General features: G+C 38.8%; 11 protein-coding genes. 9 read left to right on the top strand and 2 right to left on the bottom strand.

The genetic code is table 11. The features are described from left to right. Window positions 1-11: 11 nt before the first annotated feature. From QM874_RS08470 to trxB, 5 genes are all read left to right on the top strand, one after another. Window positions 12-368, top strand: coding sequence for a Spx/MgsR family RNA polymerase-binding regulatory protein (locus tag QM874_RS08470; RefSeq protein WP_414316950.1), 357 nt, complete (start codon window positions 12-14; stop codon window positions 366-368). A gap of 157 nt (window positions 369-525) precedes the next feature. Continuing rightward, window positions 526-1326: an amino acid ABC transporter permease gene (locus QM874_RS08465; RefSeq protein WP_414316949.1), complete on the top strand. Its 801-nt coding sequence runs from the start codon at window positions 526-528 to the stop codon at window positions 1324-1326. Continuing rightward, window positions 1326-2069, top strand: a complete 744-nt coding sequence (locus QM874_RS08460; RefSeq protein WP_045762917.1) for an amino acid ABC transporter ATP-binding protein — start codon at window positions 1326-1328, stop codon at window positions 2067-2069. The genes QM874_RS08465 and QM874_RS08460 overlap by 1 nt, the downstream gene beginning before the upstream one ends. A 79-nt stretch (window positions 2070-2148) precedes the next feature. Further along, window positions 2149-2373, top strand: coding sequence for a DUF4059 family protein (locus tag QM874_RS08455; RefSeq protein ID WP_414316948.1), 225 nt, complete (start codon window positions 2149-2151; stop codon window positions 2371-2373). Window positions 2374-2438: 65 nt separating this feature from the next. Continuing rightward, complete coding sequence (trxB, locus tag QM874_RS08450; protein WP_414316947.1) at window positions 2439-3350, top strand: thioredoxin-disulfide reductase; 912 nt, start codon at window positions 2439-2441, stop codon at window positions 3348-3350. A 181-nt stretch (window positions 3351-3531) separates the two neighbouring features. Here the strand turns inward: trxB and rlmB are convergent, their stop codons facing one another. Together rlmB and def are read right to left on the bottom strand one after the other, a co-directional pair. Beyond that, window positions 3532-4260, bottom strand: a complete 729-nt coding sequence (rlmB, locus tag QM874_RS08445; protein ID WP_414316946.1) for a 23S rRNA (guanosine(2251)-2'-O)-methyltransferase RlmB — start codon at window positions 4258-4260, stop codon at window positions 3532-3534. Between the two features lie 78 nt (window positions 4261-4338). After that, window positions 4339-4950 carry a peptide deformylase gene (gene def / locus QM874_RS08440; protein ID WP_414316945.1) on the bottom strand — a complete coding sequence of 204 codons (612 nt, stop codon included), beginning with the start codon at window positions 4948-4950 and terminating at the stop codon, window positions 4339-4341. A 155-nt stretch (window positions 4951-5105) separates the two neighbouring features. On the opposite strand from def, the gene QM874_RS08435 reads away from it, so the two are divergent. From QM874_RS08435 to QM874_RS08420, 4 genes are all read left to right on the top strand, one after another. Beyond that, on the top strand, window positions 5106-6425 hold the full coding sequence (locus tag QM874_RS08435; RefSeq protein ID WP_414316944.1) for a CapA family protein: 1320 nt from the start codon (window positions 5106-5108) through the stop codon (window positions 6423-6425). Window positions 6426-6448: 23 nt separating this feature from the next. Further along, window positions 6449-7276: an HAD family hydrolase gene (locus QM874_RS08430; protein WP_414316943.1), complete on the top strand. Its 828-nt coding sequence runs from the start codon at window positions 6449-6451 to the stop codon at window positions 7274-7276. 1 nt (window position 7277) lies between these two features. Then, window positions 7278-7913, top strand: a complete 636-nt coding sequence (locus QM874_RS08425) for an SGNH/GDSL hydrolase family protein (RefSeq protein ID WP_414316942.1) — start codon at window positions 7278-7280, stop codon at window positions 7911-7913. Window positions 7914-8323: 410 nt separating this feature from the next. Continuing rightward, window positions 8324-15686: Spy0128 family protein (locus QM874_RS08420; protein ID WP_414316941.1), on the top strand; the 7363-nt coding region annotated here is incomplete at its 3' end.

Genomic DNA, 15686 nt, shown 5'->3' with positions numbered 1-15686 from the left:
AAGAGAATAAAATGTTAGAATTTATAGAATATCCAAAATGTACAACTTGCAAAAAAGCAAAAAAAGAGCTAGACCAACTTGGACTAGAATATAAAGATGTTCATATTGTCGAAGAAACACCAACTGAGGAAGTGATTTTGACCTGGTTAGAAACTTCAGGTTTTGAATTAAAACAGTTCTTTAATACCAGTGGTATCAAATATCGTGAGTTAGGCTTGAAAGATAAGGTCGGAAGCATGTCAAAACAAGAAGCAGCAAAACTCTTAGCTAGTGATGGCATGCTGTTAAAACGTCCAATTCTGATTAAAGGTGGACAGATTCAGCAAATTGGCTATCGTAAAGCCTATGAAGAGCTTGGTTTGAATTAGGTTTTGTCTATCTCTTTGATAAAAATAATATATGTCTGACTTCTCTAAAAGTGTGTTAAACTAGTATTTAGACCTAGAAAGTCTTTACCCGTAGCAAATATTTTTAATCAGAGCAGAAGTATGATAGAATGAATCATTATCAGGAGAGGATGTTTCTATGAACGTTACAACACTTTTAGCATCAGATTGGTATCAAAACTTGATGCAGTATATTCCAGACGGCAAACTCTTTAGCTGGCGTTCGGTTTTTGATGGCATTCCAAGAATTGTCCAACAATTACCGACAACCTTGATGTTGACAGTATGTGGTGCTTTTTTTGGTATCATGCTAGCTCTAGTCTTTGCTATTGTGAAAATTAACAGGGTTAGATTTCTTTATCCATTACAAGCTTTTTTCGTTAGTTTCTTAAAAGGGACACCTATTTTGGTTCAGCTGATGTTGACCTATTACGGGATTCCACTAGCTCTAAAAGCACTGAATCAACAATGGGGAACCTCTTTAAACATTAATGCAATTCCAGCAGCAACGTTTGCGATTATCGCCTTCGCCTTTAATGAAGCAGCCTATGCCAGCGAGACCATTCGTGCAGCCATCCTCTCTGTCAATCCAGGTGAGATTGAAGCCGCTCGCAGTCTTGGTATGACACGTGCACAAGTTTACCGTCGTGTGATTATTCCCAATGCAGCTGTGGTTGCAACACCAACCTTGATTAACTCCCTAATCGGTTTGACTAAGGGGACTTCCCTAGCCTTTAGTGCGGGTGTTGTAGAAGTCTTTGCCCAAGCTCAGATTTTGGGTGGTGCAGACTACCGTTACTTCGAACGTTTCATCTCAGTTGCCCTTGTATACTGGGTGGTAAATATCGCTATTGAAAATCTTGGTCGCTTTATTGAGAGAAAAATGGCCATCGAAGCACCAGATAATGTGAAAACAGATGTGAAAGGAGACCTTCGCTAATGATTAAGATTTCAAATTTAAGCAAATCCTTTTCAGGCCAAACCGTCTTGGATCATCTGAATTTAGATATTCAAAAAGGGGAAGTAGTGGCTTTGATTGGTTCATCTGGAGCAGGAAAATCAACCTTTCTTCGTAGCCTAAATTACCTGGAAACTCCTGATAGTGGAAGTATTCAGATTGATGATTTCAAAGTGGACTTTTCTCAAATTACTCAAGATGAAATCTTGACTCTTCGTCGTAAGTTGTCCATGGTATTTCAACAATTTAATTTATTCGAGCGTAGAACAGCCTTAGATAATGTCAAGGAAGGTTTGGTAGTTGTTAAAAAACTTTCCGACGAAGAAGCAACTAAGATTGCCAAAGAAGAGTTGGCTAAGGTTGGTCTTTCAGATCGTCAACAGCACTATCCTCGCCACTTATCAGGTGGACAAAAACAACGGGTAGCTTTGGCGCGTGCTTTAGCCATGAAGCCAGCAATCTTGCTCTTGGATGAACCTACTTCAGCCCTTGATCCAGAATTAGTTGGTGAGGTAGAACGATCTATTGCTAATGCAGCCAAATCAGGTCAAACTATGATTTTGGTCAGTCACGATATGTCCTTTGTTTCTCAGGTAGCTGATAAGGTTTTATTCTTGGATAAAGGAAAGATTATTGAGTCTGGAACACCAGATGAGATTATCAATCATCCTAAAGAAGAAAGAACAAAAGAGTTCTTTGCTAGTTACAAACGGACCTATATTTGATATAATAGAAGATAAGAAAAACTCAGTTGGCTAAGCTAACTGGGTTTGCTCTTTAAAAATGTTAGAAATGAGAGAGAGCATGCTACTTCAAATATTTTCCTTGTACTTCCAGAGTCTAGTTTTAACCATGCTACTAGTCTTGATTATCTTGGGACTTTGGATTGGTTTAAGAGCCCTTTCAGGTGTTGATAAAACAGCTAAGGCCCGCCAAGCCCACCTCTATGATATGATTATGATTGGAGTATTGACAGTTCCGGTATTATCCTTTGCGACGATGAGTCTTTTATTAGTTATCAAGGCATAATGCTTGTCAAATGAGTTATGTTTCGTTAGAATAAAGATAGTTACAACAAGAAAGAAGGAAAAAGGATGTACGATACAATTATTATTGGTGCAGGGCCTGCAGGGATGACTGCAGCCTTGTATGCAGCACGCAGTAATTTGAAAGTTGCTTTGATTGAAGGTGGTCTTCCAGGTGGTCAGATGAATAACACTTCTGATATCGAAAACTATCCAGGTTACGCCAATATCAGTGGTCCTGAGTTAGCAGAAAAGATGTTTGAGCCTCTTGAAAATCTTGGTGTTGAGCATCTTTATGGCTTTGTTGAAAATGTTGAGGACCATGGTGATGTTAAGAAAGTAATCACAGATGATCAAGAATTTGAAACACGTACTGTTATCGTGGCGACTGGTTCTAAGCACCGTCTCTTGGGAGTTCCAGGTGAAGAAGAACTCAATAGCCGTGGTGTTTCTTACTGTGCGGTCTGTGATGGAGCTTTTTTCCGTGACCAAGATTTGTTAGTTGTAGGGGGTGGCGACTCAGCAGTTGAGGAAGCAATCTTCTTAACACAGTTCGCCAAATCTGTAACCATCGTTCACCGACGTGATGAACTTCGAGCTCAAAAAGTCTTGCAAGATCGCGCCTTTGCCAATAAAAAAATTAACTTCATTTGGGATTCTGTTGTCAAAGAAATCAAGGGTGAAAACCGTGTGGAGTCAGTTGTCATTGAAAATGTTAAAACAAATCAAGTGAGTGAACATGCCTTTGGTGGAGTCTTTATCTATGTTGGTTTAGATCCAGTTAGCGATTTTACAAAAGATTTACAAATCCAAGATGAGTCAGGTTGGATTGTGACAGATGACCACATGAAGACAAGTGTTGCTGGTGTCTTTGCAGTTGGGGATGTTCGTCAGAAAGATCTTCGTCAGGTTACAACAGCGGTTGGCGATGGCGCGATTGCAGGCCAAGAAGCCTATAAATTTATTACTGAGCATTATTAAAAAGGCGGTGGGACAGAAATCGATAGACAAAGTCTCGATTTCGTAGTTCCAGCCCCGCGAGGATGATTAGGAGCTTTTTGGAGTCTAAAAGACGAACAAAAAGTTCAATCAGCAACCGCGTCAAAGTTTGATTGCTAATAAAAAGTGAGGTCGGGATCTTTTGTCCCAACCTCACTTTTTATTAGAGTCTATTTCGGAAGACTTCGTACATGAGAATAGCAGCAGCAACGCTTGCATTGAGACTTTGTACGTGTCCATTCATAGGAATAGTGATCATCTCGTCCACTTGCTTTTTGATGTTACTTGAGATACCTTTTCCTTCATTTCCGATAATGAGGGCGACTTTACCACTTGTGTTCCATTTATGGCAAGGAGTCCCGTTCATATCAGTTCCAAAAGTCCAAAAGCCCTCTTCTTTAAGTTTGTCCAAGGTTTGACTGAGGTTGGTCACGCGAGCGATAGGAACATGCTCAATGGCACCTGTTGCTGTTTTAGCAACGACAGGAGTAACGCCGACGGCTCGGTGTTTAGGAATAATGACACCCGAAACATTGGTTGCATCAGCTGTTCTTAGAATAGAGCCGAGGTTGTGAGGGTCAGTTAGCCCATCAAGGATCAATAGTAGTGGATTTTCCTCTTGACGGGTCTTGGCAAGAATCTGCTCTAGTTCAGTGTAGGCGAATTCTGAAACGCGCAAGACAAAACCTTGGTGAACAGCTCCTTCAGTCATTTCGGAAAGAGATTTTTTTGAAGTCCAAGAGATTGAGACCTTCTTCTCGGTTGCTAGTTCTTTGACTTTTTCAACATTTTTTCCTCTTAAGTCTTCTTGAACATAGAGCTTGTTGCCAGTATTAGCTAAGAGTGCTTCAGTAACGGCGTGAACGCCATAGACAATATCGTTTGTTTTCATAATTTTAATTTTAAAGTTATAGGACTGAGGCAAACCTGCATCATTTTTAGAATACCTGTTGACTCAGTAGTTGCTAGTTTATTCTAGGATGAGGAGTCCTTCTTTGATTTCAAAAGGATCTTTTTCATTGATACGATCATAGAACATGACGCCATTTAAGTGGTCAATTTCGTGTTGAACGACGATTGAGTTATAGCCCTTGAGTTTGATGCGGTGCTTTTCTCCATCTTTATCAAAATAGTCCACAGTTACTCGAGCATGGCGGATAACATAGCCTGGAACGGCACGGTCGACAGACAAGCAACCTTCTCCCTCGCCTAGAGCAGCATCTTGGACTGAGTGGGATACGATTTTGGGATTGTACATAACAGCTTGTAAGTCATAGGCTTCTTGTGGAGTTTCCCCTTCCTCAGTGATGTTTGGTACCAATACGGCGATTATGCGTTTTGAGATATCGAGTTGTGGTGCTGCAAGACCGACTCCACCACGTAGACCTAATTTTTCAGCCATAACAGGGTCTTGTGAGTGCTTTAAAAATTGCATCATTTTTTCTCCGAGAATGATATCTTGATCACTCAAGGGGAAGCTGACTTCTTCAGCAATGGCACGAAGAGTTGGGTTTCCTTCGCGGATAATATCTTTCATATCAATTAAATGAGCAGCTTTGGTAATTCTTTCTATAGCAGACATGTTCTCTCTCCTTTTCTTACTTTACATGATAACACAAAATAGCCTAGAATGAAAGCACATTAGTTCTATCAGGATGCATTCTTCAGATGAAATACTATCTTGTCTATGGTATAATAAGTTAAGGAGACTTGCATCAAAAAGCAGGGAGAAAAAATATGGAAAAACGTAGTAGAAGCAGAAAAAATGGTTCGAACTTTCAAGTTATCAGAACTGTTGTTCGATTTTTTAGGAACTATAAACAGTGGAGCAATAGAACTTTTATTGTAGTTTTGTTGGCTTTTGTAGCTCTCTCCATGATCACGACTTTGTTAGTAGAAGGGGCTCAGGGGATTTCATTGACCAGTAGTGACTCGACTGTAGTACATCATAAATCCAATGCTCAGGAAAAGAGTGAGGATACTGAGAAAGAAACCAGTGCTCGTATTATGGCTCATGGAGATTTGCTTTATCATATTCCTATTTATCGTACAGCTCTAAAAGAGGATGGGAGCTATGATTTTCATGAAAATTTTGACTATGTCAAACCTTGGTTTAAGAAGGCTGATCTAGTCATCGGAGACTTTGAAGGGACTATTAGTAAGGACCATTACCTTGCAGGCTATCCTTTATTTAATGCTCCAGGAGAGGTTATGGATGCGATAAAGGATGCTGGTTATCAAGTGCTGGACTTGGCCCACAATCACATCTTGGATTCCCAGTTGGAAGGAGTTATCTCTACAGCGGATGCGATCGAAAAGGCAGGCATAACTCCTATCGGAGTATATACCCATGAAGCGCGTGATAAGGCGCCTTTAGTGATTAAGGAAGTAAATGGGATTAAGATTGCTTTCCTTGCCTATTCTTATGGCTTTAATGGTATCGAGGAATATATCTCTAAAGAGGATTACAATAATTACCTGTCCGACTTAAATGAAGATAAGATGAAGGCTGAAATTGAGCGAGCTGAAAAAGAGGCAGACATAACCGTTGTCATGCCGCAAATGGGAATTGAGTATCAATTAGAACCAACTGAAGAACAAAAGATTCTCTACCACAAGATGATTGACTGGGGAGCTGACCTTATCTTTGGAGGGCATCCTCACGTTGTTGAACCAGCTGAAACAGTTGAAAAAGATGGAGATAAAAAACTCATTATCTACTCTATGGGCAATTTCCTATCTAATCAACGGATTGAAACCATGCAGGATGAGGAAAATGCCAAGTGGACGGAGCGTGGAGTCCTCATGGACGTAACCATAAAGAAGAAAGCAGGCAAGACAACTATTGAGACTGCAACGGCTCATCCAACTTGGGTTAACCGTACTCCAAAAGGGACCTATTCACCTGACGGCTATCCACTTTTTCTTTATCAAACCTATATCTTGGAAGATTTTATAGAAGGTGGGACTCATCGTGAAAAATTGGATGAGGAAACCAAGGAAAGAATTGACTTAGCCTACAAAGAAATGAATGAACATGTTGGCTTGAAGTGGTAGTGGTATTGCTAAAAGGAGACGAGATGACGATAAAATTAATTGCTACAGACATGGATGGAACCTTATTGGATCCCAAAGGTCAAGTAGATTTACCTCGTTTGGAGAAGATTCTTGATCAGCTAGAAGAAAGGGGAATTCGATTTGTCATTGCGACTGGAAATGAGATTCATCGTGTGAAACAATTACTAGGGCATTTGACAGAGCGAGTAGTTTTGATTGTAGCTAATGGGGCGAGAATTTTTGAAGGCAATCAACTTTTACAGGCTCAAACTTGGGATGATGACATGGTTAATCGGGCTTTAGAATTTTTCAAGGGCCGAGAATGCCAAGATCAGTTTGTAGTGACCAGTATGAATGGTGGTTTTGTAAAAGAAGGCACCGTCTTTACTCAACTTGAAAATTTTATGACTCCAGAGATGATTGAGCTTTTTTATCAGCGTATGAATTTTGTGGAAGAGTTAGAATCTCATCTTTTTGGTGGAGTGTTAAAAATGAGCTTGGTAGTCGGTGAGGAGCGCTCTGACTCAGTTTTAGAGGAAATCAATCAGCTCTTTAATGGCTCCGTTCAGGCTGTTTCAAGTGGTTATGGTTGTATCGATATTCTTCAGTCTGGTATTCATAAAGCCTGGGGCTTGCAAGAGCTACTCAAGCGTTGGGACATCAAAGCTGAGGAAATCATGGCTTTTGGTGATAGTGAAAATGATGTAGAAATGCTTCAATTAGCTGGAATTGCCTATGCCATGGAAAATGCCGACGACAAGGCCAAAGCAGTAGCAACTGACTTTGCTCCATCCAATAGTCAGGCAGGAGTTTATCAGGTTTTGGAAGACTGGCTAGAAAAAGGAGAATGAAATGGCAGTGCAGTTGTTAGAAACGTGGCTCCTAAAAGAGCAAGGAAAAATCCAAAACAAGTATCGTGAACTCAATCAAATCTCCCTATTGAATCCAGATATCATTTTTATTGGTGATTCTATCATCGAATATTATCCCTTGCAGGAGTTACTAGGACCTTCAAAGATCATGGTCAATCGAGGCATCAGGGGTTACCAAACAGGGCTTTTACTTGATAATCTTGATGCCCATCTCTATGGTGATGCTGTTGATCAGATTGTTCTTTTGATTGGGACAAATGATATTGGTAAGGAAGTAGAGTTGGAGCAGACCTTGCATAATATCGAAGCTGTGATTCAGTCAATTGCGCGTGATTTTCCGCTTACCCAAATCAAGCTTCTTTCTATTTTACCAGTTAATGAAGGCACAGAGTATCAGCAGACAGTTTATATCCGCACCAATGAGAAAATCAAGGCGTGGAATCAAGCTTATCAAGACTTAGCTTCAGCCTATATGCAGGTTGAATATATCCCAGTATTTGATAGCTTCTTAGATGAAACTGGACAATTAAAACCTACCTACACAACCGATGGCCTACACCTAAGTGTTGCTGGTTATCAGGTTCTTTCAAAAGTGTTGAGAGATTATCTTTTTTAGAATTTTAAAAGTTTGTAAAAAGTAATAGATAAATAATTGACATAAAAAAATTCTTCTTGTAGATGTAAATAGTGATAAAGATTCACTAAAATCTATAGGTTGAATTTTTTATATTTATTATAAATAACGATAAAAATAAACGTTTTTTACTGTATTTAGTACCCAAGATAAATAAATAATATTATTTAAATAAAATAATTTAAATTTTTTTGTGGCTAAATATTACTCTAAAATGTATATTATGCATTTTAAAAGTAGTTTCATGGGCCTCATTATTCTTGATATAATAAGGCTGATATGGTATACTTTTAAAGTTACTGTAGTGTGTAGGATAGTGTTTTCTTTTCAGAAAATTCCTAATATTCTTACATATTATTAGTGAAAATGTTTAAAAAAGGAGAACTTATCGCATGATAAGAAGAGAGCAACAACGATTTTCTTTAAGAAAATATAAAGTTGGGGTCGCATCAGTTTTCTTAGGAACCACCCTTAGCTTTTTAATGGCTAATGGTGGTGCTGTAAAAGCATCTGAGATTATTGCACAGTCAAATTCTGGAGAAAATACTGAACTCGTCGACAAAGACCAGTCGAAAGATCCAGTCGCCAATGTGGAGGATACAGTTGTTACTGAAACTTCAGAAGTTAAGTCAGAAACATCAAGACCTGAAGTTAAGTCTGAAGAAGTAAAATCAGAAGAAGCAAAAGCTGAAAAAATTGAGAAAAAAACATCTGTTAGTCCTGAGGCAAAACCAGAGTCTTCTAAACCAGCAGCATCTTCAAAAGCAGAAGAAGTTGTAGTAGCTAAGCCTAAGGCAGAAGAAAAGACTGAATCTAAATCAGAGGAAAAATCTGAGCCTAAAGCAGAACTTTCAGCTGTAGCTGAGGCAACTAGCCTTGATACAAATGCTAGTGCAGCTAATGTTGAAGCAAAACCACAAGCAGATACAGAAACACTAGCTTTGGCAGCTGAAAATACAGTAAATGCAGGTGCATTAGCTACAAATGGTGGTCGTCGCCGTAATCGTCGTGCTGCAACTGAAGAAGTTGTATCTGGAGACCATAACTCTAAACCAATTGCTGTAACTACTTACCTAAAGGATGGTGAAGTTGCTACACCTAATATGACAAATTCAAATGGTGCAAGTGTTCGTTCTCAAACGGTACCAGCTGGTTACTCAGCTAAAGAAGGAGATTGGTACACATACGCTATCTGGGATTTAACTAGATTCAATGAACGTTATGGTACAAAATACTATGCTCGTGCTTATAAGAGATTTGATGAATCTACAGATACAAATGTTGATTTAATCGATAAAACGACTGGTGCTGTGGTTGAAACAAGAACAATTACTGCCTCTAGTGGTGTTCAAAAATTCACTACTACCACAGCTGCATCTAATAGTCAATTAACCTTCCAAGTGGATTATAAAGCAGGTACTGCTGAAAAAGGTAAAACTACTCAACCATTTATTCAAAATGGTTATGAAGTTGGAAAGAGTATCACAGACTTAGTAGCTCCTGGACACCAACTTACACCAGCTGAGCAAAAGCTTTATAGTGATGTTTATAATGCTCGTACTACAACAGATGTTCTAAACGTTGTTGAACCAGCTTACAATGGCCGTACAATTACTGATTCAAACGCTAAAATACCAGAAACAATTAATAAAACAACTTACTATAAAGTAGTTGATAAAAATAATCCTACTTTCAACGCTAATAAAACGGATAAAACTGTTCAAGATTATAAAGAAAATGGTAATGAAGTAGACTTAGCTAGATATACACTTAAAGCTGAAGAAGGACAAAGATTCACAGCATCTGGTGAGCGTCAATTTGATGGATATAAATTGTATCAAAGAGCTGATGCAAATGATCAATCAGGCTTTGTAAATCGTCCTTATACTATCGGTTCTAAATTCATGGATGCGGACCGATACGGTATCAAACGTATCAAAGAAGTTGTTGGAGAAGATGGTTCAGTAGTTATTCGTGTTTACTTATTAGATCCAAGACAACAAAGCAAGCGTTCTGATGGTTCATTAAGTACTGATGGTTATATGTTACTTGCAGAAACGAAACCTATTAAACCAGGTGAAAATAATACACAAGAATTAGTTGTTAAAAAAACACCTCTTAACACTATTGCACATACAGTAACTGATCCAAAAACTGGAGCCAAAACAAACTATCCTAACGGTAAAGAAGTTACATTCGATTTCCAAAAAGCTGCAGGATATACGCCATATAAATCAGTATTTGTACCATTCTTAGGAGACGGGATTGGACACGGTTCAGCTAACGCACAATTAGAACGTGGAGTTGGTGGTATCGGTACAAACGTTGACTTATTAAATACCTTAACACCATATAAGCAGCCTATCTACTACTACGTTAAGCAAGATCCAGTTCAAGTTACTCCAGAAGTTGAAAAACAACTGGAAGGACGTAGCTTAAAAGACGGTGAATTTACTTTCAAATTAACAGAAGATAAAAGTTCTCCTGATAGATACGAAGAAACAGTTACTAATAAGTCTGGTAAAGCTACATTCAGTAAGCTTACCTTCAATAAAGCTGGTACTTATAAATACAAAATCACTGAAACAAAAGGTTCTGATACAAACGTTGACTACGATGCAATGACTGTCACAATGACAGTTACTGTAACTGAGAATTCTAAAGGTGATTTACAAGCAACGACTACATATAGTGCTGAAGGTGGATTCAAATCAAGTGAAAATGATAAAATCTTCAACAACTATGTTGTAGCTCCTGTTAAGACTAAGTTTGACTTCAGCAAGGCTCTCGCAGGTCGTGAATTGAAAGCTGGTGAGTTCACTTTCCAATTGAAAGATTCAAAAGGAACTGTTCTTCAAACTAAAACTAATACTAAAGCAGGTCTTGTAGCCTTTGACGACTTGACCTTTGACAATACACAAGTTGGTACTCACAAGTATACTGTAGAAGAAGTTCAAGGTTCTGAAGCAGGAATGACTTATGACCCAATGAAAGCTGAAGTAACGATCACTGTTACTAAAGAAGGTCACGTTCTTAAAGCAACCAATACACTTCCTGCAGATAGAGAGTTTAATAATACCTTCACACCAGCTCCTGTTAAAGTAAACCTTGAATTTGATAAATCCCTTTCAAATGGTACTTTGAATGCTGGAGACTTCAGCTTTACCTTGACTGGTGACAACAATGTTAGTGAAACTGTCACTAACAAGGCTAATGGTAAGATTAACTTCAGTGAATTGTCATTTGACAAGGTAGGTGTCTACAACTATACTGTAAAAGAAGTGAAGGGCAATAAAGCCGATGTAGACTATGATGCAATGACGATCGCAGTTAAAGTAACTGTAACCAAAGATGCGACTACAGGTCTTTTATCAGCTAAGACTGAAATGACTTCAACTGGTGGTGAAGCAACTGGTGCAGATGATAAAGTCTTTAACAACCATGTTGTGGCACCAGTAACAGCTCAATTTGACTTCAGCAAAGCTCTTGCAGGCCGTAAACTTAAAGCAGGCGAATTCAGTTTTGTCTTGAAAAATTCTGAAGGAACAGTTCTTCAAACCAAGCAAAATGATGCTGATGGAAAAGTTAAGTTTGATGCTTTAACATTTACAAATACTCAAGTTGGAAATCATAAGTACACTGTAGAGGAAGTTATCCCAGAAACTAAAGAAGCTGGAATGACTTACGACACCATGAAAGCTAACGTGACAGTTTCTGTTACGAAATCTGGACATGCACTTACAGCTGTAGCAACACTTCCACAAGACAAAGAGTTTAACAACACCTTCACACCAACTGCAACACAAGTTCAATTCAAGTTCACTAAACGTCTGGAAGGAAAAGAACTTACAAAAGATGCCTTCACATTTGAATTGCTTGAAAACGGTAATGTTATCCAAACTAAGAAAAATGCGGCTGACGGAACTATCCAGTTTGACGCAATCGCTTATGATCAAGAAGGTAGGCATACATACACTGTACGTGAAGTAGCTGGAGCTGACACAAACATTGACTATGATTCAATGAATGCTGTCGTAACAGTTAATGTAACGAAAGATGCTGCAACTGGTGTCTTGACTGCTAATGTTACAATGCCTTCAGATACAGAGTTCAACAACTTTGCAGTAGCACCAGTTAAGACTAAGTTTGACTTCAGCAAGGCTCTCGCAGGTCGTGAATTGAAAGCCGGTGAGTTCACTTTCCAATTGAAAGATTCAAAAGGAACTGTTCTTCAAACTAAGACAAATACTAAAGCAGGTCTTGTAGCCTTTGACGACTTGACCTTTGACAATACACAAGTTGGTACTCACAAGTATACTGTAGAAGAAGTTCAAGGTTCTGAAGCAGGAATGCAATATGATACGATGAAGGCTGAAGTAACCATCACTGTTACTAAAGAAGGTCACGTTCTTAAAGCAACAAACACACTTCCTGCAGATACAGAGTTCAACAATACCTTCACACCTGCGGCAACACAAGCTCAATTCAAGTTCACTAAGAGACTTGAAGGTAAAACACTGGAAGCAGATGCCTTCACATTTGAATTGCTTGAAAATGGCAATGTTATCCAAACTAAGAAAAATGCGGCTGATGGAACTATCCAGTTTGACGCAATCGCTTATGCTCAAGAAGGAACGCATACTTACACAGTCCGTGAAGTAGCTGGTGCTGACACAAACATTGACTATGATTCAATGAACGCTGTCGTAACAGTTAATGTAACGAAAGACGCTGCATCTGGTATCTTGACTGCTAATGTTACAATGCCTGCAGATACAGAGTTCAACAACTTTGCAGTAGCACCAGTTAAGACTAAGTTTGACTTCAGTAAGGCTCTCGCAGGTCGTGAGTTGAAAGCTGGTGAGTTCACTTTCCAATTGAAAGATTCAAAAGGAACTGTTCTTCAAACTAAAACTAATACTAAAGCAGGTCTTGTAGCCTTTGACGACTTGACCTTTGACAATACACAAGTTGGTACTCACAAGTATACTGTAGAAGAAGTTCAAGGTTCTGAAGCAGGAATGCAATATGATACGATGAAGGCTGAAGTAACCATCACTGTTACTAAAGAAGGTCACGTTCTTAAAGCAACAAACACACTTCCTGCAGATACAGAATTCAACAATACCTTCACACCTGCTGCAACACAAGCTCAATTCAAGTTCACTAAGAAACTTGAAGGTAAAGAGCTTACGAAGGATGCCTTCACATTCGAATTGCTTGAAAATGGCAATGTCATCCAAACCAAGAAAAATGCAGCAGATGGATCTATCACATTTGATGCGATTGAATACAACGCTGTAGGTGAACACACTTACACTGTACGTGAAGTAGCTGGTGCTGACACAAACATTGACTATGATTCAATGAATGCAGTCGTAACAGTTAATGTAACGAAAGACGCTGCATCTGGTATCTTGACTGCTAATGTTACAATGCCTTCAGATACAGAGTTCAACAACTATCATGTGGCTCCAGTCGTTGCAAGATTTGACTTTACTAAGAAATTAGCAGGTCGTGAACTTAAAGAGGGCGAATTTAGCTTTGTTCTTAAAGATTCAACTGGTCAAACTCTTGAAACAGTAACAAATAAAGCTGACGGAACTGTAACATTCTCTGAATTATCATTTGATAATACTAAAGTTGGAACTCATACTTATACAGTAGAAGAAGTTATCCCATCTACTAAAGAGCTTGGTATGACTTATGATACTATGAAAGCAACAGTCACAGTTGAAGTTGCTAAGAATGGTCACACCTTGACTACTGTAACAAACGTAACATCAACTGGCGGTGTCAATGCTGATGGAACATCAACTGAAGGAACTGATGATAAAGAATTCAATAACAAGATCACTCCTCCTGAAACACCTGAATTCCAACCTGAAAAATTTGTTCTTAATAAAGAGAAATTTGACATTACAGGAACAAAACTTGTAGACGATGATGATGAATTGACTGATGAGTACACTGCTACAAATGCTAACCCATACGCAGATGGAACTTCAAACAACGAAGCAGAAAACATCAATACAAAGACTGTTGAACGTGGTGATAAACTAGTTTACCAAGTATGGTTGGATACGAAAAACTTCACTGATAAAAATAACATCCAATCTGTTGGAATCTCTGATACCTATGATGCAGAAAAATTAACTGTTAATGCTGCTGATATTAAAGCTTATGACAGTGAAAGTGGAGATGACGTAACTGATAAGTTTGACATCAAGGTTGAAAATGGTGTCATTACAGCAACATCTAAGACTTCTGTAAACAAATCATTGGGTGATGCGGATAATACACAAGTTATCGATACAACTAAATTTGCATTTGGTCGTTACTATAAATTCGATATTCCAGCGACAGTTAAAGCTGACGTTGCAGGTGGAGTAGACATCGAAAATAAAGCCAACCAGATTGTTCATGTTTATAATCCAGTAAATAAATCTGTTGAAAAACCAGAAAAACCAACTCAAAAACGTGTAAACAGCGTACCAATCTCAGTTGAATTCAACTTCACTAAGAAATTGGAAGGCCGTGAGTTGAAAGCTAACGAATTCAGCTTCGTTCTTAAAGATTCAACAGGTAAAGTTGTTGAAACAGTAAGCAACGATGCGGCAGGAAACGTTAAGTTCTCAGCTCTTACATTCAAGAAGGGTCAAGAAGGCGTACACAACTACACAGTAGAAGAAGTTAAAGGAAGCGACGCAACCGTTACATACGACACCATGAAAGCGAATGTAACAGTCACAGTGAAACACGATGGTACAGCTAAAGTTCTTGTAGCAACTGTTGGCAATATCGCTGATAAAGAGTTCAACAATACTGTTCGTCCTCCAGAAGAACCTAAGTTCCAACCAGAGAAATACGTTGTTTCTGAAGAGAAATTCGATATCACAGGCGACAAGCTCGTTGACGATGACAAAGAATTGGCAGACAAGTACGGAGATACTAATAAAGATCCATACGCAGATAAGACTGACAACAACGAAGCTCAAAACTTGAATACGAAGACTGTTAAACGTGGCGACAAGTTGGTTTACCAAGTTTGGTTGGATACAACTAAATTTGACGCAGCTAACAAGGACAATATTCAATCTGTAGGAATCTCAGATGACTACGATGAAACTAAGTTGGATCTTGACGCTACTAAGATTAAAGCCTACGATTCAGTAACAGGTGATGATGTTACAGCTAAATTCGATATCACTGTGAACAACGGTGTGATTACTGCAACTCTTAAAGATGGCTTCACTAAGTCACTTGGCGATGCAGAAAACACTCAAGTGATCGATACAACTAAGTTCGCCTTCGGACGTTACTACAAGTTCGACATCCCAACAAAAGTGAAAGCTGATGTTCCTGGCGGAGTAGACATCGAAAATACTGCGGCTCAAGTAGTCAACTACTACAATCCAGTAAGCAAGACTGTTGAAAAACCAAACAAACCAACTGAAAAACGTGTCAACAGTGTTCCAGTTGAAGTAGAATTCAACTTCACTAAACGTTTGGAAGGTCGTGAGCTTAAAGCTAACGAATTCAGCTTCGTCCTTAAAGATTCAGAAGGTAAGACTCTTGAAACTGTAAGCAATGATGCTTCTGGTAACGTTAAGTTCTCTAAACTTGAGTTCAAGAAGGGTCAAGAAGGCGTACACAACTACACAGTAGAAGAAGTTAAAGGAAGCGACGCAACCGTTACATACGACACCATGAAAGCGAATGTAACAGTCACAGTGAAACACGATGGTACAGCTA

The organism is Streptococcus infantis (assembly GCF_047463615.1).
Classification (GTDB): domain Bacteria; phylum Bacillota; class Bacilli; order Lactobacillales; family Streptococcaceae; genus Streptococcus; species Streptococcus infantis_X.
Note: the sequence above shows the minus strand (reverse complement) of the source record. Positions and strands in the feature narration are given on the sequence as shown.

What these genes read in the sequence shown, in the direction of transcription:
- def (WP_414316945.1), bottom strand. Translation starts at nt 4,950, where the DNA reads ATGTCTGCTATAGAAAGAATTACCAAAGCTGCTCATTTAATTGATATG.
- QM874_RS08455 (WP_414316948.1), top strand. Translation starts at nt 2,149, where the DNA reads ATGCTACTTCAAATATTTTCCTTGTACTTCCAGAGTCTAGTTTTAACC.
- QM874_RS08470 (WP_414316950.1), top strand. Translation starts at nt 12, where the DNA reads ATGTTAGAATTTATAGAATATCCAAAATGTACAACTTGCAAAAAAGCA.
- QM874_RS08425 (WP_414316942.1), top strand. Translation starts at nt 7,278, where the DNA reads ATGGCAGTGCAGTTGTTAGAAACGTGGCTCCTAAAAGAGCAAGGAAAA.
- rlmB (WP_414316946.1), bottom strand. Translation starts at nt 4,260, where the DNA reads ATGAAAACAAACGATATTGTCTATGGCGTTCACGCCGTTACTGAAGCA.
- trxB (WP_414316947.1), top strand. Translation starts at nt 2,439, where the DNA reads ATGTACGATACAATTATTATTGGTGCAGGGCCTGCAGGGATGACTGCA.
- QM874_RS08460 (WP_045762917.1), top strand. Translation starts at nt 1,326, where the DNA reads ATGATTAAGATTTCAAATTTAAGCAAATCCTTTTCAGGCCAAACCGTC.
- QM874_RS08430 (WP_414316943.1), top strand. Translation starts at nt 6,449, where the DNA reads ATGACGATAAAATTAATTGCTACAGACATGGATGGAACCTTATTGGAT.
- QM874_RS08435 (WP_414316944.1), top strand. Translation starts at nt 5,106, where the DNA reads ATGGAAAAACGTAGTAGAAGCAGAAAAAATGGTTCGAACTTTCAAGTT.
- QM874_RS08465 (WP_414316949.1), top strand. Translation starts at nt 526, where the DNA reads ATGAACGTTACAACACTTTTAGCATCAGATTGGTATCAAAACTTGATG.